The organism is Aciditerrimonas ferrireducens (assembly GCF_023130475.1).
Lineage (GTDB): Bacteria > Actinomycetota > Acidimicrobiia > Acidimicrobiales > UBA8190 > Aciditerrimonas > Aciditerrimonas ferrireducens.
In genome coordinates this window covers 1-24327 of record NZ_JAKHEX010000028.1, presented here as the reverse complement: position 1 = coordinate 24327, position 24327 = coordinate 1, and the positions used below count along the sequence as shown (strand labels likewise).

At 73.4% G+C, this 24327-nt stretch carries 18 protein-coding genes, 1 tRNA gene and 3 pseudogenes; 5 read left to right on the top strand and 17 right to left on the bottom strand.

Annotated elements, in window-relative coordinates; genetic code table 11:
* The coding region (locus tag Acit_RS11735; RefSeq protein ID WP_248109237.1) for an MFS transporter at positions 1-816 on the bottom strand (816 nt) is incomplete at its 3' end.
* Between the two features lie 323 nt (positions 817-1139).
* Here Acit_RS11735 and Acit_RS11730 point away from each other — a divergent pair.
* From Acit_RS11730 to Acit_RS11720, 3 genes are all read left to right on the top strand, one after another.
* Complete coding sequence (locus Acit_RS11730; RefSeq protein WP_248109236.1) at positions 1140-2795, top strand: right-handed parallel beta-helix repeat-containing protein; 1656 nt, start codon at positions 1140-1142, stop codon at positions 2793-2795.
* A gap of 178 nt (positions 2796-2973) precedes the next feature.
* A tRNA-Val gene (locus Acit_RS11725) sits at positions 2974-3046 on the top strand.
* Entirely contained in the window at positions 3005-4687 is a 1683-nt protein-coding gene (locus Acit_RS11720; RefSeq protein WP_376746061.1) for an SDR family oxidoreductase, read from the top strand. Before Acit_RS11725 ends, Acit_RS11720 begins: the two co-directional genes overlap by 42 nt.
* On the opposite strand, the gene Acit_RS11715 is transcribed toward Acit_RS11720, so the two are convergent.
* From Acit_RS11715 to Acit_RS11670, 9 genes and pseudogenes are all read right to left on the bottom strand, one after another.
* A complete protein-coding gene (locus Acit_RS11715) occupies positions 4644-5276 on the bottom strand; it encodes an NADPH-dependent FMN reductase (RefSeq protein WP_376746060.1) in 633 nt (210 codons plus the stop codon). The two genes, Acit_RS11720 and Acit_RS11715, sit on opposite strands and share 44 nt — an antisense overlap.
* Before the next feature lie 80 nt (positions 5277-5356).
* On the bottom strand, positions 5357-6382 hold the full coding sequence (locus Acit_RS11710) for an LLM class F420-dependent oxidoreductase (protein ID WP_376746059.1): 1026 nt from the start codon (positions 6380-6382) through the stop codon (positions 5357-5359).
* Between the two features lie 177 nt (positions 6383-6559).
* On the bottom strand, positions 6560-7171 hold the full coding sequence (locus tag Acit_RS11705; RefSeq protein WP_248109232.1) for a GtrA family protein: 612 nt from the start codon (positions 7169-7171) through the stop codon (positions 6560-6562).
* Between the two features lie 59 nt (positions 7172-7230).
* On the bottom strand, positions 7231-8346 hold the full coding sequence (locus Acit_RS11700) for a vWA domain-containing protein (RefSeq protein WP_248109231.1): 1116 nt from the start codon (positions 8344-8346) through the stop codon (positions 7231-7233).
* 35 nt (positions 8347-8381) lie between these two features.
* Positions 8382-9122: an AAA family ATPase gene (locus Acit_RS13275; protein WP_446650474.1), complete on the bottom strand. Its 741-nt coding sequence runs from the start codon at positions 9120-9122 to the stop codon at positions 8382-8384.
* 146 nt (positions 9123-9268) lie between these two features.
* Positions 9269-10052, bottom strand: a pseudogene (locus Acit_RS14030) (FAD binding domain-containing protein).
* Positions 10049-12457 (bottom strand): xanthine dehydrogenase family protein molybdopterin-binding subunit, encoded by a 2409-nt coding sequence (locus Acit_RS11680; RefSeq protein WP_248109229.1) that lies wholly within the window; start codon positions 12455-12457, stop codon positions 10049-10051. The pseudogene Acit_RS14030 and the gene Acit_RS11680 overlap by 4 nt, the downstream one beginning before the upstream one ends.
* Positions 12454-12939: a (2Fe-2S)-binding protein gene (locus Acit_RS11675; protein WP_248109227.1), complete on the bottom strand. Its 486-nt coding sequence runs from the start codon at positions 12937-12939 to the stop codon at positions 12454-12456. The genes Acit_RS11680 and Acit_RS11675 overlap by 4 nt, the downstream gene beginning before the upstream one ends.
* 190 nt (positions 12940-13129) lie before the next feature.
* Complete coding sequence (locus Acit_RS11670) at positions 13130-15400, bottom strand: xanthine dehydrogenase family protein molybdopterin-binding subunit (RefSeq protein ID WP_248109226.1); 2271 nt, start codon at positions 15398-15400, stop codon at positions 13130-13132.
* A gap of 346 nt (positions 15401-15746) precedes the next feature.
* On the opposite strand from Acit_RS11670, the pseudogene Acit_RS11665 reads away from it, so the two are divergent.
* Positions 15747-16859, top strand: a pseudogene (locus Acit_RS11665) (chloride channel protein); the annotation flags it as partial.
* A gap of 95 nt (positions 16860-16954) precedes the next feature.
* Here Acit_RS11665 and gnd read toward each other — a convergent pair.
* The 7 genes and pseudogenes from gnd to Acit_RS11630 all read right to left on the bottom strand — a co-directional run bounded on the left by gnd (position 16955) and on the right by Acit_RS11630 (position 22772).
* Positions 16955-17895 (bottom strand): annotated as a pseudogene (gene gnd, locus Acit_RS11660) (phosphogluconate dehydrogenase (NAD(+)-dependent, decarboxylating)).
* 95 nt (positions 17896-17990) lie between these two features.
* Positions 17991-18425: a hypothetical protein gene (locus tag Acit_RS11655; RefSeq protein WP_248109224.1), complete on the bottom strand. Its 435-nt coding sequence runs from the start codon at positions 18423-18425 to the stop codon at positions 17991-17993.
* 149 nt (positions 18426-18574) lie between these two features.
* Positions 18575-18838, bottom strand: a complete 264-nt coding sequence (locus tag Acit_RS11650) for a twin-arginine translocase TatA/TatE family subunit (protein WP_248109222.1) — start codon at positions 18836-18838, stop codon at positions 18575-18577.
* Positions 18839-18981: 143 nt separating this feature from the next.
* Complete coding sequence (locus Acit_RS11645; protein ID WP_248109220.1) at positions 18982-19812, bottom strand: ferritin-like domain-containing protein; 831 nt, start codon at positions 19810-19812, stop codon at positions 18982-18984.
* Positions 19809-20684: a ferritin-like domain-containing protein gene (locus Acit_RS11640; protein ID WP_248109219.1), complete on the bottom strand. Its 876-nt coding sequence runs from the start codon at positions 20682-20684 to the stop codon at positions 19809-19811. Before Acit_RS11640 ends, Acit_RS11645 begins: the two co-directional genes overlap by 4 nt.
* Before the next feature lie 55 nt (positions 20685-20739).
* A complete protein-coding gene (locus Acit_RS11635; protein WP_248109217.1) occupies positions 20740-22179 on the bottom strand; it encodes a cupredoxin domain-containing protein in 1440 nt (479 codons plus the stop codon).
* Between the two features lie 104 nt (positions 22180-22283).
* Positions 22284-22772: a hypothetical protein gene (locus tag Acit_RS11630; protein ID WP_248109215.1), complete on the bottom strand. Its 489-nt coding sequence runs from the start codon at positions 22770-22772 to the stop codon at positions 22284-22286.
* A 279-nt stretch (positions 22773-23051) separates the two neighbouring features.
* On the opposite strand from Acit_RS11630, the gene leuA reads away from it, so the two are divergent.
* The coding region (gene leuA / locus Acit_RS11625) for a 2-isopropylmalate synthase (protein ID WP_248109214.1) at positions 23052-24327 on the top strand (1276 nt) is incomplete at its 3' end.

The following is a 24327-nucleotide window of genomic DNA, read 5'->3' as shown; positions in this document are numbered from 1 at the left end:
CAGGAACACCGAGATGGCGAAGGCCGAGCCGATGATGTCGAGGTGGAGCATCTGGCGCCAGGGCCGCTTCAAGGACTCGGAGATGTCCAGGCCCTTGGCCCGGGCTTCGATGAGGGCCCGGTCCCGCATGGAGACCATGAGCTGGTCCCGCAGGGCGGGGGAGAGCTCCCGCAGGCCCAGGATGGCGATGGCCGCCACCACCAGGCCCACCACGCCGCAGATGTGGAACTGCCCCTGCCAGGGCGGGGTGGCCCCAGCGGCCAGGGTGTGGCTGGCCACCTCGGCCACCACCAGGCTGCCCATGACCGGGCCGAGGGTCCAAAAGCCCATGGCCGAGGCCCGGCCCAGCTGGGGCGAGAAGTCCCGCACCAGGGCCGGGGTGGCCACCAGGATGATCCCCTCCACGAAGCTGACCGCTCCGAACATGACGGCGTAGGTCCACTCCGAGGAGGCGTTCGGGAGGCCGACGAGGACCAGGAGGCCGGTGACCACCAGGCCGTAGGTCACGAGGTTCGCCCGTCCCCAGCGGTCCGCCAGCCCGGCGATCAACGAGGCGAAGGCCCCGAGCGCATTGCCCACCACCGAGATGTCCACGTAGAACATGAAGGACATGTGGTACTGGGCGATGATCGACGGGGCGACCGCACCCTGGACGTAGAGCTCGTAGTAGAGGACGATGGTCGCCACCACCACGATCCCCAGGAAGAAGATGCGGGGGGCGGTCTCCGGGTAGTGGTCCAGCTGCCGGCGCCACAGGAAGCTCAGTGGTGAGCTGCTCCGTCGCTCGGCTGGCTGGGCCAGCGCGGTATCGGTCATGTCTCCCCTCCCTCCGTGGCACTCCCCCCGACCGCCATCGGCCGAGGGCGGGCCCGGCCCGCATCGTAGCCAAGGCCGTGAACGGGTGGTGATTTCCTCGTCCCCGTGGGTCCGCCGAGCGGCGTCGATGCGCGACTCAGGCGCTCTGAGCAGGGAACACTCGACGGCTGCGACGGGGGGCGTAGAGCTCGAAGGGCCACCCGTTCAGCGCGAATAGGTGGCCCTTTGTGGTTTCCTGGGCGCAGAGGGAGTGGGCGGCTAAGGTCCGCGCCGGCACCGCGGTCGTCGGGGCCCGGCAGGCGGCCACAGGAGGGGGGGGTCGGATGTCCAAGGGAGGACGGAGCAGGCAACGGGGGCGAGCCTGGCGGCTCGGCGCAACCGTGGTCGGGCTCATCGGCCTGGGAGGCCTCCTGGCCAGCTGCAGCAGTTCCTCGAGTGCTGCAGCGTCCGGTCACCGGGTGCTCCTGGTTGGGACCTTCCACGGCGTCCAGGGGCAGTACCGCTCCATCCAGGCCGCGGTCGACGCCGCCCGCCCCGGGGACACCATCCTCATCGGACCGGGCATCTACCACCCTGAGGACGACCTCCAGCACCCGCCGACGGCTCGGCAGGCGGCTCTCGGCGACTTCGGGGCCGTACTGGTCCGGACCCCCGACATCACTATCCGGGGCATGGACCGCAACACCGTCATCATCTCAGGCACCAAGCCCGACGGTGCCGACGCCTGCCCGAGCGCGGCGAGCGAGCAGCAGCTCGGGCCCCGGGGCAAGGACGGCAAACCCCTCGGTCGCAACGGCATCGTGGTCTTCCAGGCCAACGACGTGACCATCGAGAACCTGACGGTCTGCAACTTCCTCGACGGCGCCGGCTCCGCCGGCAACGGCATCTGGTGGGACGGGGGATCGGAGACCGGAACCATCGGCCTGCACGGCTACTGGGGCAGCTACCTGACGGCCACCACCACCTACTACGGCTCGCCGACCACCGGCCCGGCCTACGGGATCTTCGCCAACTCCGCCGCCGGCCCCGCCTCCTGGGACCAGCTGTACGCCAGCAACTTCGACGACTCGGGCATGTACGTCGGCGCCTGCCAGCAGGTCTGCGACATCACCATCCGCCACGCCACCATGGAGTGGAACGCCCTCGGGTACTCGGGCACGAACTCGGGTGGGGCCATCGTCATCGAGGACTCGGTCTTCGAGCACAACCAGGACGGCTTCGACACGAACACCCAGATTTACTCTGACCCGCCGCCCCCGCAGAACGGCGACTGCCCCGACGGGAAGACCAGCCCGATCACCCACACCCGGTCCTGCTGGGTCTTCATGCACAACCTCGTGGCCCACAACAACGACGCCAACGCGCCCATCGCACCCGGCGGCTACGCCGCGGCGGGCCCGGTCGGCACCGGCATGACCGTCTCGGGCGGCCGGAACGACACGGTCATGGACAACACCTTCGAGGACAACGGGGCCTGGGGCATCCTCTTCGTCCCCTTCCCCGACCACGACAAGCCCTTCCCGGGGGTGACCTGCAAGGGCTCCGGGGGCACCGAGGTGAGCGGGCTCGGCTGCGTCTACGACCCCGAGAACGACGCCCTCCTCGACAACACCTTCTCGCACAACGGCTACTGGGGGAACCCGACCAACTCGGACTACGGCCGGATCACCCTCGAAGCCGGCCAGCCCCAGAACTGCTTCCGGGGCAACATCGCCCCGGACGGCTCCGCACCGGCCGACCTCGAGACGATCGACGCCGTCTGCGGGCGGATCAGCACCAAGCCCCACCTCGGCGGGGACCTGACCGCCCAGGTCCTCTGCGACACCGGCTTCGGCAGCTGCCCGGCGAACGCCCACTACCCGAAGCCCTCCGCAGCTGACGTGGTCCTCCATGCCCTGCCGAAGGACCTCCCGACCATGCCGAACCCCTGCCAGGGGCTCCCCACGAACGCCTGGTGCCGGGCCGGTAAGCCCATCTAGGGAGGGCTAGGCGGGAGAGGCCTGGGGACCCTCGGTCCCCAAACACAACAAAACACACAAACTCCACAACGCCGACCGAGGGTCTGGCCCCCCGGCTCTGGATCCCGCGGGCCCGTCGGATCCCGGCCCGGGGTGGAGCGTTCGAGGCGGCGTGCCGAGGTGCTAGGTTGCCGACGACGGGCCGTTGGCGCAGTTGGTAGCGCACTTGCATGACGCGCAAGGGGTCAGAGGTTCGAGTCCTCTACGGCCCACCCGAGAACCCCGAGGTCGGCGGGCGGTGCCCGGCGGGTGCGGACGCAGCGACGACGCAGCGACGGAGCCGGGAGGGCGACGTGCGGGTGCTGGTCACCGGGGCGACGGGCTACATCGGCGGGCGCCTGGCCCCCCGCCTCCTCGAGCAGGGTCGGCAGGTGCGGTGCCTCGTGCGGGACCCGGCCCGCCTCCGGGACGTGCCCTGGGCACCCGACGCGGAGGTGGTGGCCGGGGACGTCTTGGACCCGGCGAGCTGCGAGCGGGCACTCAGCGGCTGCCAGGTGGCGTACTACCTGGTCCATCAGCTCGGGAGCGGGCCTCGCTTCGCCGAGCGGGACCGGCGGGCTGCCAGCGTGTTCGCCGCCGCTGCCCGGGCTGCGGGGGTCGAACGGCTGGTCTACCTGGGCGGCCTGGCTCCCCGGGAGGAGCCGCTCTCCCCCCACCTGGCGTCTCGCCTCGAGGTGGGCGACCTGCTGCTGGGCTCGGGGGTGCCGACGGCGGTGCTGCGGGCCGCGGTGGTGATCGGGTCCGGGTCGGCGTCCTTCGAGATGCTCCGCTACCTGACCGAGCGGCTCCCGGTGATGGTGACCCCACGCTGGGTCGGGAACCGGGTGCAGCCGATCGCGGTGCGGGACGTCCTGCACTTCCTGCTGGCCGCCGCCGGCCTGCCGGCGTCGGTGAGCCGGGCCTTCGACGTCGGGGGCCCGGAGGTCCTGACCTACCTGGCCATGATGCAGCGTTACGCCGCGGTCGCCGGCTTGCGACGGCGGGTGGTGGTGCCGGTGCCGGTGCTGACCCCCCGGCTCTCGTCCCACTGGGTGGGGGTGGTGACCCCGGTGCCGGCCGAGCTGGCTCGGCCCCTGGTGGAGTCGCTGCGGCACGAGGTGGTCTGCGCCGAGGACGACCTGGTGCGGCTGGTCGGGGAGCCCGAGGGTGGTCTCCTGCCGTTCGAGGAGGCGGTGGCTCTCGCGTTGGCCCGGGTGCGGCACCACCAGGTGACGACCCGCTGGTCGTCGGCGACCCTGCCGGGCGCGCTGGCCGAACCGTTGCCGAGCGATCCGGCGTGGACGGGGGGCACGCTGCTGCGGGACGAGCGGGAGGTGACCGTCGGGGCGCCCGCCGAGGCCTTGTGGCCGCTCATCGAGGGGATCGGGGGCGAGCACGGCTGGTACTCCTGGCCGCTGGCCTGGGCGGCCCGGGGGTGGCTGGACCGGCTCTTCGGTGGCGTGGGCCTGGCCCGAGGGCGACGGGACCCCGACCGGCTGGTCACGGGGGACTCGGTGGACTTCTGGCGGGTCGAGGAGCTGGTGCCGGGGCGGCGGCTGCGGCTGCGGGCGGAGATGCGACTGCCGGGTTCGGCGTGGCTCGAGCTCGAGGTGGAGCCGCTCGGCCCCACCCGCTGCCGCTACCGCCAACGCGCTCTCTTCGCGCCGCGGGGCTTGGCCGGGCACCTCTACTGGTGGGCTATCGCCCCGTTCCACGAGGTGATCTTCGGGTCGATGGCGACCAACCTGGCGGCCCGGGCCGAGGGGCGAGGCCCGGTCGTCCCCCGGTGGTGGCGCCGCCGGCGGAGGCCGGGGACGGGGCCGAGGGAGGTCAGCCTGCGGCCGCTTCGGCCCGGAGAGGAGCGAGCTGGGTGACGAGACGGGCCAGCTCGTCGAGCATGGGCTTTGCCGACGCCGCCAGGGCGGGCTCGGGTTCGAAGGTGCCCTCGGGGGTGAGCCAACGGTCGACGAAGGGGATGGCGACGGCGTCGGGCACCGGCAGCATGCGGAGGGCGGCGAGGACGGGCTTGAGGGCTTGGACTGCCCGGGTCCCGGCGGCCACGCCCCCGTAGCTGACGAAACCGACCGGCTTGTAGGCCCATTCGGCGTGGAGGTAGTCGAGGGCGTTCTTCAGGGCGGCCCCGAAGCTGTGGTTGTACTCCTGGACCACGAGGACGAAGGCGTCGGCCCGCTGGACCCGGGCGCTCCAGGCTCGGGTGTGGGGGTGGGCGTAGCGGCCGAAGCGGGGGTGCTCGGGTTCGTCGAAGAGGGGCAGGTCGACCTCGGCGAGGTCGACGAGCTCGACGTCGAAGCCGCCGTGGGCCCGGGCGAGGTCGACGAACCAGTGCGCGACCGGCAGGCCGACGCGGCCGGGTCGGGTGGAGCCGACGACGACCTCGAGGAGAGGACGACCGGGGGTGGCCGTGCTCGGGAACGTGCCGAAGGAAGGGTTCTGAGCAGGCATGTCCATGGAAACACGAGCGGGGTGCCGGCTATTCCGGCTCGGCTGTTCCCCGGTCTGTCCCCGCAGGGGACCGGGCGGGCTCAGCCGACCAGTTCGGCCATGGTGCGCAGCGTGTCGACGCCGCCGGAGACGAGGAGGGTGGTGACGGGGGAGGCCCGCCAGGCCTCGAGGTCGTCCCGGATCTTCTCCTTCGGGCCGATGAGGGCGACCTGCTCGACGAGGCTGGTGGGGACGAGGGCTGCGGCCTGGTCCTTCTTCCCGTCGAGGTAGAGGTCCTGGACCTGGCGGGCGACGTCCCCGTAGCCCATGCGGACGAAGACCTCGTGGTGGAAGTTGGCCTCCTTGGCCCCCATGCCGCCCATGTAGAGGGCCAGCATGGGCCGGAGCAGGTCGGCGGCCTGGTCGACGTCGGGGTGGATGACCACCGGGCAGGTGGCGAGGATCTCGAACTCCTCGGGGCGGCGGCGGGCGCCGGGCCGGGCGAAGCCTTCGGCGAGGGCGGGTCGGTAGACGTCCGCGTGGGCGGGGGCGAAGAAGAGCGGGAGCCAGCCGTCGGCGATCTCGGCGGCGAGGGCCACGTTCTTCGGGCCTTCCGCCCCGAGGACGATGGGCAGGTCGGCGCGCAGGGGGTGGACGATGGACCGGAGGGGCTTGCCGAGGCCGGTGCCGCCGGGGTAGGGGAGGGGGTAGTGGGGCCCGGGGCTGGTGACCGGAGCTTCCCGGGCGAGCACCTGGCGGACGATGGCCACGTACTCGCGGGTGCGGGCCAGGGGCTGGGCGAAGGGCTGGCCGTACCAGCCCTCGACCACTTGGGGGCCGGAGACGCCGAGGCCGAGGACGGCCCGGCCGCCGCTCAGGTGGTCCAGGGTCAAGGCGGCCATGGCGGCGGCCGTGGGGGTCCGGGCCGAGAGCTGGCAGATGGCGGTGCCGAGGCGGAGGCGGCTGGTGCGGCTGCCCCACCAGGCCAAGGGGGTGAGGGCGTCGGAGCCGTAGGCCTCGGAGGTCCAGAGGGAGTCGAAGCCGAGCCGCTCGGCCTCGGCGACGAGCGACTCGACCCCGCTCGGGGGCTTGGCGCCCCAGTAGCCCAGCTGCAGGCCCAGCTTCAAGGCGGTCATGGTCCTCCTCCCTGGCTCCTGCCCGACGGGCTCGTCCCCGACGGGCCCCTGCCCCGAGGGGGTCGTGCCCCACCGAGCCCCGGCCATGTTGCCCTCAAGAGGCGACCGTTTGCCAGGAGGGCGTCGGCCCCGGGCCCCGCGGTGGGGAGGCCAGGGGGGTCCGGCGGCTCAGTCGACGCTGGCGGTCACCGCCTCCTCGAGCGGGAGGGCGTCGCTCGGCGCGGGCCCGCTGGCCAGGGCGGTCCTGGCCGCTGGTGCCACCGGGGCGAGCCCTTCGGGGACCGAGCCGGCCCGAAGGTCGTCGGCCCCGGCCCGCCGGCGCCGCTCGGCGGCGAGGAAGAGGCGCTCGAAGAGCAGGTACTTGCCGATGAAGAGGACGCCGTAGGCCGCCAGGTTGGCGCCGTCCACGAGGACGGTCTGGCCGAGGCGGTGGAGGTGGTGGGCTCGTGCCAGGTCGGCCGCCCAGGCGGCGGTGACCATGGAGATGGCGATGCCGGCGAGCGAGGCGACCCAGAAGGGCACGACCTCCCGCCAGGTGTCCGACTTGCCGGTCTTCCCCCAGGTCCAGGTGCGGTTGAGCCAGTAGGCCGGGATGGTGGCCACGACGTTGGCGATGACCGTGCAGGTCACCGCGCCCCAGCGGTGGACCACGCCGTAGAGGATGGTGAGGGTCAGGAACGAGATGACCGTGGTGATGACCGAGCCGAGGAAGTACCGGGTGTACTTCACCCCTTGCGAGGACTGCAGCCACCACAACGCCCGCCGCGCAATGTGGAGCATATCGGGACTTTACACCGCGCTCCGTGAGAATGAAAGGGCCGAATCCTCGCTTAGAAGAGTTACTTCGCTACGTAACGTCGCCGATCGTCCGGGTCGGCGAGGGCAGCGGCGAGCTGTTCGAGGGCGCGGAGGGAGTGGCCCTCGACGAAGGCGTCGACGTGGGGCAGGGCGGCGGCCATGCCCCGGGCCAGGGGGGCGAAGCCGGGGGAGGCCTTGAGGGGATTCGCCCAGACGACCCGGTGGGCCAGGCGGCGCAGGCGGGCCATCTCGGCCCCGAGCTGGGCCGGGTCGCCGCGGTCCCAGCCGTCGGAGAGGACGACGACGACCGCGCCGCGGGCCATGCCCCGGGCGCCGTAGCGGCGGTTGAAGGTGGCGAGGCCCTCGCCGAGGCGGGTCCCTCCCGACCAGTCGGGGACGGCCCGGGCGGCGGCCTGGAGGGCGGCGTCGGGGTCCTTGCGGCTGAGCTCCTTGGTGAGCCGGGTGAGCCGGGTCCCGAGGGCGAAGACCTCCGTGCGGCCCGGTCGGGCGACCATGGCGGCGTGGGCGAAGCGGAGCAGGGCCCGGGCGTAGGCGTCCATGGAGCCCGAGACGTCGAGCAGGAGGACCAGCCGGCGCGGGGTGACCGAGGGGGTCCGCCAGGCCCGCTCGAGCGCCTCGCCCTGGCTGCGGAGGGCGAGGCGGGTGGTGCGGCGCAGGTCCAGGCGGTCCCGGCGGTGCCGGCTGGCCCGGAGGCGGCGGGACCGTCTGGTCGGGGGATGGACCCGCAGCGCGGCGAGCAGGCGGGCGGCGTCCCGCCAGTCGGCCGGGCCGTACTCGGCGAAGTCACGGGTGAGGAGCTGCTCGTGGGGGCTGTAGCGCACGACCCGGTTGACCTGGGCTTCGGGGGCGGTGTCCTGGTCCTGCTCGTCGTCCTGGTCGTCGTCGACGCCCAGGGTCTCGGGCTCGACCAGCACCGGGACGGGGCCGCTGGCGAGGCCCAGCCAGAAGGCCGAGAAGGCCCGGTCGTAGCTGTCGCGGTCCTCGGGGCGGCGGAGCAGCGTGGCCCGGCCCGCCCAGTAGACCCGCTGGCGGTCCTCGAGGCCGAGGGCGCCGAGGGCCTCGGCGAAGGCGAGGACCGCGTCGGGTGGGACGGCCAGGCCGAGGCCCCGGAGCACCCGGGCGAAGGCCACGGCCATCCGGGCAGCCTGGTCGGGGGGCGGCTCGGTGGGGGTCACGCCCCCCGGGCCACGGCCGTGCGGACCAGCTGGTCGATGCCGTGCTGGCGGACCCGCTGCTGGTCCTCCTGGACCTTCACCACGGCCCCCAGGGTCCGTTCCACGCTGCGCTCGTCCAGCTCGCTCTGGCCGAGGGCGGCGAGGGCCGCCGCCCAGTCGATGGTCTCGGCGACCCCCGGGGGCTTGAGCAGGTGGAGGCCCCGGAGGGCCTCGACCGCCGCGGCCACCTGGCGGGCCAGGCGTTCGCTGGCCGCCGGGGCCCGGCGGCGCACGATGGCGACCTCCCGCTCGAAGTCCGGGTGCTCGACCCAAACGTAGAGGCAGCGGCGCTTCAAGGCGTCGTGGACGTCCCGGGTCCGGTTGGAGGTCAGGACGACGACGGGAGGCTCGCTGGCCTTGAAGGTCCCGAGCTCGGGCACGGTGACGGCGTAGTCCGAGAGGACCTCCAGGAGGAGGGCCTCGAACTCGTCGTCGGCCCGGTCGACCTCGTCGACGAGCAGCACGGGCGGGGGGCCGGCGGGATGGTCGATGGCCTGCAGGAGGGGCCGACGGACGAGGAACCGCTCGCTGTAGACCTGGTCCACGGCTTCCTCGCCCTGGGCCGTGCCGAGCTCGGCCGCCAGGCGCAGGTGGAGGAGCTGCCGGGCGTAGTCCCACTCGTAGATGGCCTGGGAGGCGTCGATGCCCTCGTAGCACTGCAGGCGCACCAGGGGACCGCCGGTCCAGGCGGCCAGCACCTTCGCCAGCTCGGTCTTGCCGACCCCGGCGTCCCCCTCCAGGAGGAGGGGACGGTGGAGGGTCAGGGCGAGGAAGACCGCGGTGGCGAGGCCCTCGTCGGCCAGGTAGTCGTGGGCGGCCAGGGCCTCCTCGACGGCCTCGACGGTCAGCGCGATGGCTGGGCCTCCTCCAGGGCTCGCCGGACCAGGACCCGGGCCAGGTGCCGGCGGTACTCGGGGCTGGCGTTCAGGTCACCGGGCGGGTCGAGGCCCTCGTCGGCCCGTTCGGCCGCCTCGGCCGGGCTGGCGCCCGCGGCCAGGGCCTCCTCGACGGCCCGGGCCCGCAGGGGGGTGGGCCCCATGTTGACCAGGGCCACGCCCGTGGTGCCGTTGCGGACCGCGGCCACTCCCACGATGGCCCAGTCCTGGGCCCGCCGGTTGAACTTCTGGAAGGACCATCCGGCGCCGGGCACGGCTGGGACGCTGATCTCCACGAGGAGCTCGTCGGGGGCCAGCGCCGTCTCGAGGAACCCGGTGAAGAACTCGGCGGCCGGCACGGTCCGCTCGCCCCGGGCGCTGCGCAAGGTCAGCTCGGCGCCGAGAGCGAGACAGGCCGCGGGCAGGTCCGAGGCCGGGTCCCCGTGGGCCAGGGAGCCCCCGATGGTGCCCCGGTGACGGACCCTGCTCCCGGAGGACCGGGTCGATCTCGAGGTCCCGGTGGCGGGTCAGGGCCCCGATGCGGACCCGGTCGTCGTCGAGCCGGACGTAGGAGAGGTCCTGGAGCCGTCCGATGTCGACCAGTAGGCCGGGGGTGGCCAGGCGGAGCTTCATGAGGGGCAGGAGCGAATGGCCGCCGGCCAGGGCCTTGGCGTCGTCGCCGTGCTCCTGGAGCAGGCCGAGAGCCTCCTCCAGGTGCTCGGCCCGACGGTAGTCGAAGGGGGCGGGGATCATGCCGGGGAACCTCCTTGGGCCGAAGCGCTGCCGGCGGCGCCGGCGTGGATGGCTCGCCACACCCGCTCGGGGGTGGCGGGCATGGGCAGGTCCTCGACCCCGTAGGGGGCCAGGGCGTCGAGGACGGCGTTCATGACCGCGGGCGCGGCGCCGATGGTGCCGGCCTCGCCGACCCCCTTCACCCCGAGGGGGTTGACGGGGCTCGGGGTGACGGTGTGGTCGGTCTCGATGCTCGGGACCTCGGCGGCCGAGGGCACCAGGTAGTCCAGCAGGCTGGCCGAGCGCAGGGTCCCATCCTGGTCGTAGCTGGCCTCCTCGAAGAGGGCCTGGGCCGCGCCCTGGACGATCCCCCCGTGCACCTGGCCCTCCACGATCATCGGGTTCACCTGGACCCCGCAGTCGTCCACCGCCACGTAGCGGACCAGCTCGACCTTGCCAGTCTCGGTGTCGAGCTCGACCACGCAGAGGTGGGTGCCGAAGGGGAAGGTGAAGTTCGTCGGGTCGTAGTGGCTCGAGGCCTCGAGGTTGGGCTCGAGGCCCTCGGGCAGGTTGTGGGCGGTGAAGGCCTCGAAGGCCACCTGCGCCAGGGGCATCTGCCGCTCGGGGGTGCCCCGGACCCGGAACGACCCGGCCACGAGCTCCACGTCCTCCTCGGCCGCTTCCAGCTGGTGGGCGGCGATCCGCCGAGCCTTCTCGATCACCCGGTCGCAGGCCACGGCGATGGCGCTGCCGCCCACTGCCAGGGACCGGGAGCCGTAGGTGTCGAGGCCGTAGGGGGCGACGGCCGTGTCGGAGTGGAGCACCTCGACGTCCTCGGGGGCCACGCCCAGCCGGTCGGCGGCGATCATCGCCCAGCAGGTCTCGTGCCCCTGGCCGTGCGGCGCGGTGCCGGTCACCACCTGGACCTTGCCGGTCGGCAGGACCCGGACCGTGGCCGCTTCCCACCCGCCGGCGGTGTAGTTCAGCGACGCCAGGACCCGGCTGGGGGCCAGGCCGCACATCTCGAAGTAGGAGGACAGGCCGATGCCGAGCTGGCGCCGGTCGCCCCGCTCCCGCCGGCGGGCCTGCTCGGCCCGCAGCTCGGCGTAGCCGGCCCGTTCCAGGCAGCGCTCTAGGGCCGCGGCGTAGTCGCCGCTGTCGTAGACCAGGCCGGCGACCGAGCTGTAGGGGAACTTGTCGGCCGGGATGTAGTTCCGCCGGCGGATCTCCTCGGGCCCGACCCCGACCTTCTTCGCCAGGAGGTCCATGGCCCGTTCGATGGCGTAGGTCGCCTCGGGCCGGCCCGCTCCCCGGTAGGCGTCGGTGGGCGGCAGGGTGGTGAAGAGGGCGGTGCAGGAGAAGCTGTAGGCCGGCACGTCGTAGACCCCGGCGTAGAGGAACGCCCCGAGCAGGGGGATGCCGGGGGTGACCAGCTGGAGGTAGGCACCCATGTCCGCCAGCAGCCGGACCCGGACCGCCGTCACCTTGCCCTTGGCGGTGGCCGCCAGCTCGATCTCCTGGATCTGGCCTCGCCCCTGGATGGTGGAGACGGCGTGCTCCGAGCGCTCCTCCACCCAGCGGACCGGCCGCCGGAGCCGCCGGGCCAAGGCCAGGGCGAGGGCCTCCTCGGCGTAGACGTTCAGCTTGCTGCCGAAGCCCCCGCCGACGCTCGGGGCGACGACCCGCAGGCTGGTCTCGGGCACCCCGACGGTCAACGCCAGCATGACCCGCAGGATGTGGGGCACCTGGGTCGCCGAGTAGACCGTGAAGTCCCCGCCGAAGGGCTGGGGCACGACCAGCACCCCCCGGGGCTCCATCGGGGAGGGGATGAGCCGCTGCTGGCGGAAGCGGGCCGAGACGGTGTGGGCCGCCTCGGCGAAGGCCCGATCGACGGCCGCGGCGTCGGGCTCGAGCTGCCAGGTGTAGCAGACGTTGGTCCCGAGGTCCGGGTGGACCAGGGTCTGGTCCTTCGCCGCGTCCTCCAGGTCGACGACGGCCGGCAGGGGCTCCCAGTCGACCACCACGGCCTCGGCCCCGTCGTGGGCGGCGTACTCGCTCTCGGCCACCACCACGGCCACGGCGTCCCCGGCGAAGTGGGCGACCTCGGCCGCCAGGGGCAGATGGGCCGGCTGCTTCATGTCGGGGGTGACCGGCCAGCCGCAGGGGAGCGGTCCGGCCCACTCGCCGCGGAGGTCGGCGCCGGTGAAGGCCGCCACCACCCCAGGGGTCTGGAGGGCCGGGGCCAGGTCGATGCTGCGGATCCGGGCGTGGGCGTAGGGGCTGCGCACCAGGGCCAGGTGGAGCGTCCCGGGGACCTGCAGGTCGGCGAGGAAGCGGGCCTCGCCCGTCAGGAGTGCCGGGTCCTCCCGGCGGCGCAGCGGCTGCCCGATGACCCGGTGGTCGGTCTCGGGGGCCAGGGCGGTCACCGCGCCGCCCCCACCGGCTGGCTGGCCCCGGCCTCGGCCGCGGCCAGGACGGCCTTCACGATGTTGTGGTAGCCGGTGCAGCGGCACAGGTTGCCCTCGAGGCCCTCCCGGACCTCGGCCTCGGTCGGGTGGGGGTGCTCATTGAGCAGCGACACGGCGGCCATGACCATGCCGGGGGTGCAGTAGCCGCACTGCAGACCGTGGTGCTCCCGGAAGGCTTCTTGGACCGGGTGGAGGCGCTCGCCGTCGGCCAGGCCCTCGATGGTCGTGACCTCGCGCCCGTCGGCCTGGACCGCCAGCATGGTGCAGGACTTCACCGACTCCCCGTCGACCAGGACGGTGCACGCCCCGCAGGAGGACGTGTCGCACCCGATGTTCGTGCCGGTCAGCCCGCAGACGTCCCGGAGGTAGTGCACGAGAAGGAGTCGGGGCTCGACGTCGTGGCGTCGTTCCTCGCCGTTCACCCGGAGCGAGACCTGCATGCAACCCTCCCCTTGCCAAGGGGCCCCGCGGTGGCGCACGGGGCCCACGCTGCTGCCTCACCGGCGGTCGATCGGGCCGCCGGTGCCGGCCAGTGCCGTTCTACCGCATTTCCCGCCCCACCGCTCGGGCGGGTGGGCACCTCGGGGGTTCCGGGAGCACCCCCGGGCACGCTGCCGGCCCGGCGGTGGGTCAGCCCGCCTGGCCGGCGCCGACACGGGCGTCCTGCAGGGCCCGCCAGACCCGCTCGGGCCGGGTCGGCATGTCGAGGTGCCGGACCCCGAGGTGAGCGAGGGCGTCGCAGACGGCGTTCTGGACCGCCGGGGTGGAGCCGATGGTCCCCGACTCCCCGATGCCCTTGGCGCCCAGCTCGTTCAGGGGGGTGGGGGTCTCCATGACGATCCGCTCGAAGCTGGGCAGCTCGGTGGCGCTGACCATGGGGTAGTCGGCCAGGTTCGCCGTCAAGGGGTTGCCGTCGTCGTCGTAGACGAACTCCTCCAGGAGGGCCTGGGCGACCCCCTGGGCCAGGCCGCCGTGGACCTGGCCGGCGGCCAGGAGCGGGTTGAGGAGGGTGCCGGCGTCGTCGACGGCCACCATCCGAACGACCCGGACGGCGCCGGTCTCCACGTCGACCTCGACCACGGCGGCGTGGGCCCCGAAGGGGAAGGTCGGGCCCGGCGGGGCAAAGTCCACCTCCTGCACCAGCCGACCCCCGGCCGCTGCCACCACCTCGTCCCAGCCCACCGTCCTGGCCGGGGCCCCGGCGACGTGCAGGCCCCGGCCCTGCTGGTCGGCGACGATGTCCTCGGGGTTGGCCTCCAGGCGTTCGGCGGCCAGGCGCCGGGCCTCCGCCAGGACGGCCTCGGCGGCCTGGACCACGGCCACGCCGCCGGACTGCAGGGACCGGGACCCGTAGGTGCCCATGCCCCGGGGCACCTCGTCGGTGTCCCCTTGGCGGAACTCGATGCGCTCGAGCGGGATCCCCAGGCGATCGGCCACCAGCATGGCGAAGGCGGTGGCGTGGCCCTGGCCGTGGGAGAAGGTGCCGGCACGGACCACGGCCGTGCCGTCCGAGCGGACCTCGACCGCGCCGAGCTCGGCACCGGGCACTGCCCCGGTGACCTCCACGTAGGTCGACAGCCCGATCCCGAGCTGGCGGGTGCTGCCCTCGGCCCGCCGGCGGGCCTGCTCGGCCCGCAGTGCGGGGTAGTCCAGGGCGTCGAGGAGGCGGGTCAGGGCCCCGGGGTAGTCGCCGCTGTCGTAGGTCGTGCCGACCCGGGTGGTGTAGGGGAAGCGGTCGGGGGCCACGAAGTTCCGGCGGCGGACCTCGGCGGGATCCATGCCGATCTCGGCGGCGAAGAGGTCCATGGCCCGCTCGATCGCCGCGGCGGCCTCGGGGCGGCCTGCGCCCCGGTAGGCGACGACCGGGGTGGTGGTGGTGACCACCGAGGTGGCGCGGAAGCGGACCTTCGGGACGTCGTAGACGCCGGTGGCCATCATGCGGGTGAGGTTCGGCAGGAAGGCGCCGAGGGCCGGGTACGCGCCGGCGTCCTGGAGGACCTCCAAGGAGAGGGCCAGGACCCGGCCGTCCCGGGTGCCCCCGATGGCCACCTGCTGGATCTGGGCCCGCCCGTGACCCAGGTTCAGCATGCTCTCGGAGCGGGTCTCGGTCCATCGGACGGGCCGGCCGAGTCGGCGGGCGAGGGCGGCGACGACGATCTGCTCGGGGTAGGTGGCGATCTTGGAGCCAAAGCCCCCGCCGACGTCGGGGGCCACCACCCGCAGGGCGCTGGGCTCCAGGCCCAAGGCGGCGGCGACCGCGTCCCGGTCCCCGTGGGGGTGCTGGGTGGTCATCCAGAGGGTCAGTCGGCCGTCCTCGCCGACGGCTGCCGCCGCCCCCCGGACCTCCAGGGGGCAGGGGGCCAGGCGCTGGTTGACGATGCGCTGGCGGACCACGACGTCGCAGCCGGCGAAGAGCTCCGCCTCGTCGTCGGGGCCCGGGGCGACCTCGCCGCAGACGTTGGTCCCGGCCTCGGGGAAGAGCAGGACCTCACCGGCCAGGGCCCGTTCGGGGTCGACCAGGGCGGGGAGGGGCTCGAGGTCGACGCCGACCAGCTCCGCGGCGTCGACCGCCTGGGCGCGGGTCTCGGCCACGACGACGGCCACGGGCTCGCCGGCGAAACGGACCCGGCCCGTGGCGAGGGGCGGCCGGGCCATCGGCGGGGGGCCCATGACCGGCAGGGGCCCGAGTCCGAGGTCCTCGGCGGTCAGGACGGCCACCACCCCGGGGGCCCGCCGGGCCTCCTCCACGTCGATGCCCCGGATCTCGCCGTGGGCCAGCGGGGCGCGGACGAAGTGGGCGTGCACGGCGCCCTCGAGGCGCAGGTCGTCCACGTAGCGGCCGCCTTCGGTCAGCAGCCTGGGGTCCTCGACCCGGGGCACCCAGTTGCCCAAGATGCTCATCTCGTCCCTCCCCGCGTCCGCCAAGCGGCGCCTCGCAACCTGGCCGCTTGCGTAGCAGCCCCTGGCGACCCCCGGCAACTGGGTCTCGAACTCGGGACCCTGCGGCGCGCGACCCGCTGCTCCTTGACCCCTGGGGCGGGCCGCTACGGTCGAGGTCATCGGAGCGCCTCCGGACCAGCCGAGCGGCCCACCGTCCGTCGCCTCGCCGCCGGGCGGGGAGCCTGCCCGACGGCAGCCCAACCTGCCCGCCCTCGGGGACCGACTGGACCACGAGGGTCGGAGCTGGCGGTTCTGGGTGGTGGCCGTCCTGGTCGGGGTCGGGGCGGGGCTCGGCGCCGGGCTCTTGATGGCCGTGCTGCACGCGGTTCAGCACCTGGCCTACGGCTACCGCCACGGGGACTTCCAGTCCGGGGTCCGCCGGGCCCCAGCGTGGCGACCGCTCGTGGTGCTGGCCGCCGGGGGTCTGGTCCTCGGGACCGCCTGGGTGGTCCTGCGGCGGGTCGGGGGCCCGGTCCGAGGGCTGAGCGAGGCGGTGTGGCAGAAGGCCGGCGAGCTGCCCTTCGTGGACACCGTGGTGAACGGAGTCCTCCAGATCGTGGCTGTTGGCGCGGGGGCCACGCTCGGTCGGGAGGGGGCCCCGAAGGAGGTCGGGGCCGGCTGGGCCAGCCTGCTCTGCCGGCGGGGCCGGCTGGGCCCGGCGGAGCGGCAGCTCCTGGTGGCCTGCGGCGCGGGGGCCGGGATGGCCGCCGTCTACAACGTGCCCCTCGGCGGGGCCCTCTTCGCCGCCGAGGTGCTCCTCGGGACCCTCGCCCTCCCGGTGGCCCTGCCGGCCCTGGCGGTGGCCGGGGTGGCCACGGCGGTCTCCTGGCTGCTCCTGCCGGAGCAGCCGACCTACCGGGTGGCGCCGACGACGACCGACGCCTCCCTCGTGCTCTTCGCCGTCGTCCTCGGGGTCGCAGCCGGCGCGCTGAGCGCCGGGCTGGTCCGGGGGGTGAGCTGGGCGAAGGGCCGGCAGCGTCGAGGGCCCGTGCTCACCGTCCTGGCGATCACCCTGGTCTTCGCGGCGGTCGGCGGCGTGGCGAGCGGCCTGCCCGAGGTGCTGGGCAACGGCAAGGACGTGGCCCAGGCCGCCTTGAGCGGCAGCCTGGCCCTCGGCACGGTGGCGGCGGTCCTCGTCGCCCGGCCCCTGGCCACCGCGGCGTGCCTGCGCAGCGGGGCGGTCGGGGGGCTCTTCACCCCGACCCTGACCATGGGGTGCCTCCTCGGCCTCCTGGCCGGCCGAGGCTGGACGGGGCTCTGGCCGGGGCCGAGCACGCCGGCCGTCGCCATGGTCGGGGCCTGCGCTCTCCTGGCCGGCACCATGCAGGCCCCCTTGGCAGCCCTCGCCCTGGTGGTCGAGCTGACCCACAGCGGCCTGGCCCTGGTCGTCCCCTTGGGGTTAGCCGCGGTCGCAGCCACCGAGGTGTCCCGGGCCCTGGTCCCGGCCTCCATCTACGACGTGACGCTGCTCGGGTCCCAAGCCCGTCCCACCGGCCCAGGCGACCCGGGCGGGGCTCAGGCAGGCCGCTCCTGGTGGCCGCCGAACTGGCGCCGCATGGCCGAGAGGACCCGGTTGGCGAAGTTGTCGAGGTCCCGCAGCGGCCCTCGCCGGAGTCCGAGACCCGGCCGGCCAGATCCGAGAGGTCGGGGGACTCGAAGAGGGCCTGGGCCGTCAGGTCCAGGAGCCACGAGCCGATGACCGAGCCCCGGCGCCAGACCTCGGCGACCTTCGCCGTGTCGATCCGGTAGCGGTAGAGCTCGGGGCGCTCCATGGGGGCCGTCTCGGCATCGGCGTCCCCGGCCTGGGTCCCGGCGTCGGCGTGCTTGAGGATGTTCAGGCCCTCGGCGATGGCCGCCATCATCCCGTACTCGATGCCGTTGTGGACCATCTTCACGAAGTGCCCGGCGCCGCAGGGGCCGCAGTGCAGCCAGCCCTGCTCCTCGGGGCTCGGCTCGCCGCGGCGGCCGGGGGTGCGGGGGGCCGCCTCGACCCCAGGGGCCAGGGCGGAGAAGATGGGGGCCAGCCGCTGGACCTGTTCGTCGGGGCCGCCGACCATGAGGCAGTAGCCCCGCTCCAGGCCCCAGACCCCCCCGGAGGTGCCGCAGTCCACGAGGTCCACCCCGACCTCGGCCAGGCGGGCCTGGTGGCGAAGGTCGTCGTGGTAGTAGGTGTTGCCGCCGTCGATGACCACGTCGCCGCGATCCAAGACGCCGGCCAGGTCCTCGACGACCCGGTCGGTGACCGGACCGGCCGGCACCATCACCCAGACCGCTCGAGGGGCAGCCAGGTGCTTGGCCAGCTCGGCGAGGGAGCCGGCACCGGTCGCCCCTTCCTTGACCAGAGCCTGGACTGGCTCGGGGTGCGCGTCGTAGACGACGCAGCGATGACCGGCTCGCTGGAGCCGCCGGACGATGTTGGCTCCCATGCGCCCCAGTCCCACCACACCGAGCTCCATTGCCGCCTCCCTCATCGCGGTCCGGACCGTGCTGCCGCCCTGGGAGCCACGCTAGCCAGCGGCGGGGTCGACCGGGGACCGGGCGCGGCGGGGGTTCAGCGCTGGCCCGGGCGGCCTTGGAGGGCTCGGAGAAGGGGCGGCAGGGCCGCGGCGAGCAGCAGGGCTGCCGCGCCGACCTCGGAGAAGATGGCGAGGCCACCGGAGTAGGAGACGCCGGGTTCCTCGAAGAGGAAGAGCCCCTTGGGCAGCTCCAGGGTCAGGACGTACGCCCCGAGGGTGGCCACCTCGAACCCGGCGGCCAGCAGGTCGAGGAGCGGCCGGTCGACCAGAGGGAGGGCCAGGGCCAGCACCACGGCGACCAACCCGGTCATGAGGAACAGCGGCCCGATGGTCGGGATGTAGCGGTAGGCCTCGGCTGCGTAGAGGTAGAGGTGGACGCCTGAGGTCAACAGGAGCAGGGCGCCGGCTCCGAGGCGCAGCCACCGTCCCCTTGGGGATCGTCGGGTCAGGGCGGCGGCGAGGGTGGTCACGGCATCATCTTTCAGGGTCGGGCGAGGGCTGCCAAGGCCGTGGCTCCTGGTGAGCAGCGGGTCGAGGGGAGAGACGACGCTGGCTGCGGCCCCGGGTCCCGGGGCCGCAGCCAGCAGGGGCGGTGAGGAGGTCGGACGATCGGGGCCGCTCAGGCGTCCTGGCGCGGCACCCAGGTCGGGGCTGCCGGGGTCGCCTGGGTCGGATAGCCCGGGGTGGCATGGCTGGGCGGAAGGGGAGCCGGGGCGGCCTGCTCGGTCGGGGCCGAGCCGGCCTCGTGCTGGCCCTTGTGGAACTCGGCCTTCGCCGAGCCAAGGGACCGGGCCAGCTTGGGGATCTGGGAGGAGCCGAAGAGGACGGCGACGAGCACCACGACGAGGACGACGCCGTCGACGCCGAAGATCTCTGCCAGCATGGGGTTTCCTTTCTCTCGTGGCGTCCGGCCGGTGGGTCGTGGCGCCGGGTGGGGCGCCAGGGACGGGACCGGCAGGCCGGGTACCGGCCCCGCCCCTGGCGGTTGCTGGCGCACCGTGCGGTGCGCGGCGTGCCCGGGAGGCCTCAGGCGTTCAGGTCGCTGGTGGGCCGGGCCTCCGAGGTCGGGTTGAAGGCGTTGGGCACTGGGTAGTTGCCCAGCACGAAGTTCAAGATGGCGGCGTGCTGGAGCTCGACCGGCTGGATGGTGGCCGCCACCCCGATGGCCTTCGTGCTGGAGAGGGCTGCGATGGCCGCCTGGTAGGTCTGGGCGGCCACGTTCTCCAGGGTCAGGGCCAAGTTGGCCAGGCCGGTCACGTCGGTCACCTTGGCAAAGTCGCTGTTGACCGTCGGGGTGAGGGCCGGGTCGGTCTCGGTGACCTTCGGCTTGCCCGCCCCGGTCAGCACGCTGTTCCAGGCCGCGCCGTGCTGCTGGTGCTGGCTGCGGGCGGTTACGGCGAAGGTGACGACTGCGGGGGGCACGGTGCCGAGCTTGCCGGCCTTGGCAGCATTGATGCCGGCCGTGTAGGCGTAGACCGCCAGGTTCTCCAGACTGGCGGCCAGGGCGGCCACCTTCAGGTCCCCGGTGAGGTCGGCCGGGTACTTGCCGCTGGCGCTCGATGAGGCTGAGCTGCTCTTCTTGGAGGAGCTGGAGCTCGAGGAGCTGCAGGCCGCCAGGAGCAGACCGCCGGCGGCCACCGCGCCGGTGCCGAGAAGGAAGGTCCGGCGGCTCGTCCGGCCCCCGAGCCCGGCGTCCCGGAGCCGGTCCTGGTTCGTCTCCTGCAGGTCGGCCACCGCTTCCTGCATGGCCGGCAGGGAGAGGTCGTAGTGGATCTCGTGGAGGTCCTTGGTCATCCGGGCCAGTTCGGCCTCGGTGCCCTCGAAGACCTCGGTGGTGGTCTTGCGTCGACGGATCATGACGAGAGCGCTCCTTCCGTGGCCGGGCGGGCCTGGCTGGTCGGGTAGAAGGCGTTGGGGAAGCCCACCGAGCCGGCGGCCGAGGGCAGGGCCCCGACGTTGGGGGGCAGGGCGATGAGCTGCGGGGCGTTGGCCTCCAGGAGGGCCTGGACGGCGGAGAGGATGGCGGCGTGCTGGGCCTCGACGCCCATGATGGAGGCGGTGGTCTTGCGACCGTCCCCGTCGGAGAGGGCCGAGCAGTCCACGATGTAGGTCTCCGCTGCGCCGTTTTCGAGCTCCAAGGCGAGCTTCACCACCGGCAGCGGGCTGGTGAGGCCGGGTTCGGCGGCTTGGACCACCTTCAGCAGGACCGGGTCCGGGTTCTCCTGCTTCTTGCCGCCGAGCCGCACGGTCACGGCGTTGAAAGCCGTCTTGTGCTGGGCGTGCTGCTCCATGGTCTTCTCGGCGAAGGCCTTCACCACCGGGTTGGCCGAGCTGCCCCCGATGAAGGGCAGGGTCAGGGCCTTCTGGTAAGTGGCCACCGCCAGGACCTCGATGGAGGCTGCCGTCTGCAGGATCTGGATGTCCGTGGGCTGGCTGGCCCAGGCGCTGGAGGCGGCCAGGGCGGCCAGCGCGGCACCCGCCCCGATGCCGGCCAGCAGCTTGCCGCCGAAGGCGGTCTGGAGCCGCTGACTGTTCTGCTGGGCGAAAGCGGCGTTCTCTTCGGGGTCGAACCCGCCGTGGGCCCGGCGCTCCATGCCGAGCTCGACGGTCTCCTCGGCGGCGTCCCGCATGGCTCGCATGCTGTCGGCGTGCAGGTCCTGCGACGCCTCCAGCAGCTCGCCGAACGCCGTCTCGTCGAGGTCGGGATGACCTCGTTCTGCAGGCGTCATCTGCTGCTCCTCCTTGTGGTCGTGGATGGGTGGATGGGGGAGTGTCCTGGGGTGCTCAGCGGACGGTGAGGACCCCGGTCATGAACTGGTGGATGAGGCAGAGGTACGGATACGAGCCGGGCTTCGTCGGGGCGGTCACCGTCACGGTGTGGCCCGGGGGGATGTCGCCGGTGTTGAACGCCCCGTCCCGGGCGGTGAAGGTGTGGGTCACGCTGTCCTCGTTCGTGACCGTGATGGTGGCCCCGGGGGCCACGGTGAAGTCCGCCGGATGGAAGGCGAAGTTCTTGATCACCAGGTGGAAGCTGTGGGGCGCAGTGGAACTGGCCGAGGTTCCGGTCGACGTGCCGCTCGAGGCAGCCGCCGGGCTGGCGCTGCTCGTCGCCTTGGACGAGGAACTCGAGGAGCTGCACGCGGCCAAGCCGAGGGCGACGGCGGCCAGTACGGGGAGCAGGGCGAGCCGGACCCCCCGGGGACGCCGGCCGGCGGCGGGGGAGAGCCCGGCCGGCTCGGGGGTTCTCGGCGTCGGAGCCGGGGTCGTCGTCGGTGCCATCGCCCCCTTCTTCGGAGCCCGCTCCGGGCCGGATGAGGAAATGTTGCGGCTTCGTGTCGGCCGGCTGGCCGGAGCCGGTGGCCAGAGGGCCAGGGCCCACAGGGCGAGGAGCGGTGCGCTCGACGGATCGGAGCCCCCCGGTGCTAGGATCCCCCCGAAGTCCTGCCCGAAGACCCAGAAGAGCCCAGCGAGGACAAGGGCGAGGAGAAGGGCGGGTCGACGGGTGGGACGCCACCACACCCCGAGGCCGACCGCCACCTGGGCGACGGCCAGGAGCACGTCGGTGGCGAGGGGGGCCTGGGCGACGAGGTGGCCGGCCTGGGCGGCCAGGTGCACCAGCCAGCTCGGGCTGCCGATGCTGGCCTCCTCGAGGTTCGCCGTCAGGACCTGCCCAGGGGGGTAGACCCAGGGCACCTCCAGCAGGGAGCCGCCGACCCAGAGCACCCCCCAGGCGACCAGGGCCGGACGACCGAGGGGTAGCTGGTCCGAGGCCCGGGGCCGGTCGTCGTGGTCGGCGCCCGGTCGGCGGGGCCAGGCGAGGAAGCAGAGCACGGGGTAGAGGACCACCGGTCCTGGGGCTCCGGCGGCCAGCAGGCCGAAGCCTGTGGGCAGGGCGCCAAAGCCCTCGCCGACCCACCAGACGCCGAAGCCGTAGAGCGCCGAGAGGACGATGGCCGGCCGGGCGAGGCGGTCGGTGAGCAGTGCCAGGCCGATGCCGAGCTGAATGGCGACGAAGAGGGCGTTCCAGAGGGCCGGGTGGGCGGCGATGACCGCGATGGCGGCGAAGATGCTGTGGCGGACCCAGGGTGGCTCGCCCATGACCGCCTGGGCGATGTCCTCTCGCCAGACCTGCGGCCCGAAGAAGCCCGGCTGGGCCTGCAGGACGCCGTCGAGCAGCCAGAAGAGGCCGACGGCCTGGCGGACCCGGCGGCGGGACAGCGGCAAGCGGGCTGGAGGCTCCACACCTCTTCTACGCCCGCCGGCTGGCCTTCGGATTGGCCCCGGGGGCCCGCCCCGAGGCGAGGACCGCCGGAGGGGCCTGGGGGTGGCTAGGCAAGCTGCAGGACGTCCCCCACCAAGAGGACGGTCACCAGGGCCATGACGCCGAGATAGATGAAGGTGATCGGCCAGCGCCAGCGGTGGTTGGCCAGCCAGAACCGGCGGACGCCACGGACGTCGAAGACGAGGGCGACCACGGCGATGGGCAAGCCGATGGCCGGCCCCACCCCGGTGGCCGTGCCGAGGAGGGGGGTCAGGATGGGGAAGACCACGTAGCTGAGCAGGCAACGAAGGGCCGAGATCAGCATGGAGGTGCTGAAGAGCCGCTGGGCCGAGTCGGCCGTTGCTGCCTTGCGCTCAGGGACCCGCAGGAGCCGCCGCATGGTCCGGTCGGCGCTCCCCCGCAGGCTGAACGGGCAGGCCGACCCCTGAGCAGGGCGGGTGTCGGAACGGCCGAGGAGCGGCTCGAACGGGCAGGAAGGCGCCTCGGCGGCGGCGGCGACGCCGTCGGCCGGGGCCTGGAGCTCCGGCGTGGTCACGTCCCTGAAGGTTAGGCCCCCGCACCAGCCGGGCGACAGTCGGCCCCGCTGCCACGCTGCGCAGGGGGGTGATTGACCCGTCGCAGTCGGTGACCTAGCATGGGGGCAATGCACGTCGTGGGCCACGGCCTGAACGAGCTGCTGCTGCCCTAGGGCGGGCGCCCCAACTGGCGCTCGCCCGTGACCTCCTGCTTGGCAGGAGGTCTTTTCATTTTCCGGGGGCGTTCGGGAGGGGCGGGACCAGACGGCAGGGAACGAGGAGCGAGGGAGGAACGAAGGATGGCACCGGAGCCCGTGATCCCGAAGACGATGCCCTTCGAGAAGTACCGGCCCTTCCTGCCCCTGCCCCTGGAGCTGCCGAACCGGCGCTGGCCGAGTCGGCGGATCGAGCGGGCACCACGCTGGTGCTCGGTCGACCTGCGCGACGGCAACCAGGCCCTGATCGACCCCATGGACCCGACCCGCAAGCGGCGGATGTTCGAGACCCTGGTGCGGATCGGCCTGAAGGAGATCGAGGTCGGGTTCCCCGCCGCCAGCCAGCCGGACTACGACTTCGTCCGACTGCTCATCGAGGAGGACCTGGTCCCCGAGGACGTCACCATCCAGGTCCTCGTGCAGTGCCGGCCGGAGCTGATCGAGCGGACCTACGAGTCCCTGGTCGGGGCCCGGCGTGCCATCGTGCACTTCTACAACTCCACCTCGGTGCTCCAGCGGCGGGTGGTCTTCGGGCTGGACAAGCCCGGCATCACCCAGATCGCCGTCGACGCCGCCCGGCTGTGCAAGAAGCTGGAGAAGGACGTGCTGCAGGGCACCGAGGTCCGCTACGAGTACTCCCCCGAGAGCTTCACCGGGACCGAGCTGGACTACGCCCTGGAGATCTGCACGGCGGTCATGGACGTCATCGAGCCGAGCGCCGAGCGGCCCATCGTCTTGAACCTGCCGGCGACCGTCGAGATGTACACCCCGAACGTCTACGCGGACGTCATCGAGGCCTTCGGCGACGCCATCCCGAACCGGGAGGCCGTGGTGCTCTCCCTGCACCCCCACAACGACCGGGGCACGGCGGTGGCGGCAGCCGAGCTCGGGGTGATGGCCGGGGCGGACCGGGTCGAGGGGACCCTGTTCGGCAACGGGGAGCGGACCGGCAACGTGGACCTCGTGACCCTGGCCCTGAACCTCTTCTCCCAGGGGGTCGACCCGGAGCTGGACCTCTCGGACATCGACGGGCTGCGGCGGGTCGCCGAGTACTGCAACCGGCTGCCGGTCCACCCCCGGCACCCCTACGTGGGCGATCTCGTCTACACCGCGTTCTCCGGCTCCCACCAGGACGCCATCAAGAAGGGCATGGAGGCCCTGCCGAAGGACTACGAGGTCTGGGAGGTGCCCTACCTGCCGATCGATCCGGCGCACGTGGGGCGGACCTACGAGGCGGTCATCCGGGTGAACAGCCAGTCGGGCAAGGGCGGGGTGGCCTACATCATGAAGACCGAGCACGGCCTGGACCTGCCCCGTCGACTCCAGATCGAGTTCTCGGCAGCCATCCAGCACGTGACCG

What these genes read in the sequence shown, in the direction of transcription:
- Acit_RS11715 (WP_376746060.1), bottom strand. Translation starts at nt 5,276, where the DNA reads ATGCCTGCTCAGAACCCTTCCTTCGGCACGTTCCCGAGCACGGCCACC.
- Acit_RS11670 (WP_248109226.1), bottom strand. Translation starts at nt 15,400, where the DNA reads ATGAGCATCTTGGGCAACTGGGTGCCCCGGGTCGAGGACCCCAGGCTG.
- Acit_RS11720 (WP_376746061.1), top strand. Translation starts at nt 3,005, where the DNA reads ATGACGCGCAAGGGGTCAGAGGTTCGAGTCCTCTACGGCCCACCCGAG.
- Acit_RS11705 (WP_248109232.1), bottom strand. Translation starts at nt 7,171, where the DNA reads ATGCTCCACATTGCGCGGCGGGCGTTGTGGTGGCTGCAGTCCTCGCAA.
- Acit_RS11640 (WP_248109219.1), bottom strand. Translation starts at nt 20,684, where the DNA reads ATGACGCCTGCAGAACGAGGTCATCCCGACCTCGACGAGACGGCGTTC.
- Acit_RS11700 (WP_248109231.1), bottom strand. Translation starts at nt 8,346, where the DNA reads ATGGCCGTGGCCTTCGCCCGGGTGCTCCGGGGCCTCGGCCTGGCCGTC.
- Acit_RS11650 (WP_248109222.1), bottom strand. Translation starts at nt 18,838, where the DNA reads ATGCTGGCAGAGATCTTCGGCGTCGACGGCGTCGTCCTCGTCGTGGTG.
- Acit_RS11645 (WP_248109220.1), bottom strand. Translation starts at nt 19,812, where the DNA reads ATGATCCGTCGACGCAAGACCACCACCGAGGTCTTCGAGGGCACCGAG.
- Acit_RS11730 (WP_248109236.1), top strand. Translation starts at nt 1,140, where the DNA reads ATGTCCAAGGGAGGACGGAGCAGGCAACGGGGGCGAGCCTGGCGGCTC.
- Acit_RS11675 (WP_248109227.1), bottom strand. Translation starts at nt 12,939, where the DNA reads ATGCAGGTCTCGCTCCGGGTGAACGGCGAGGAACGACGCCACGACGTC.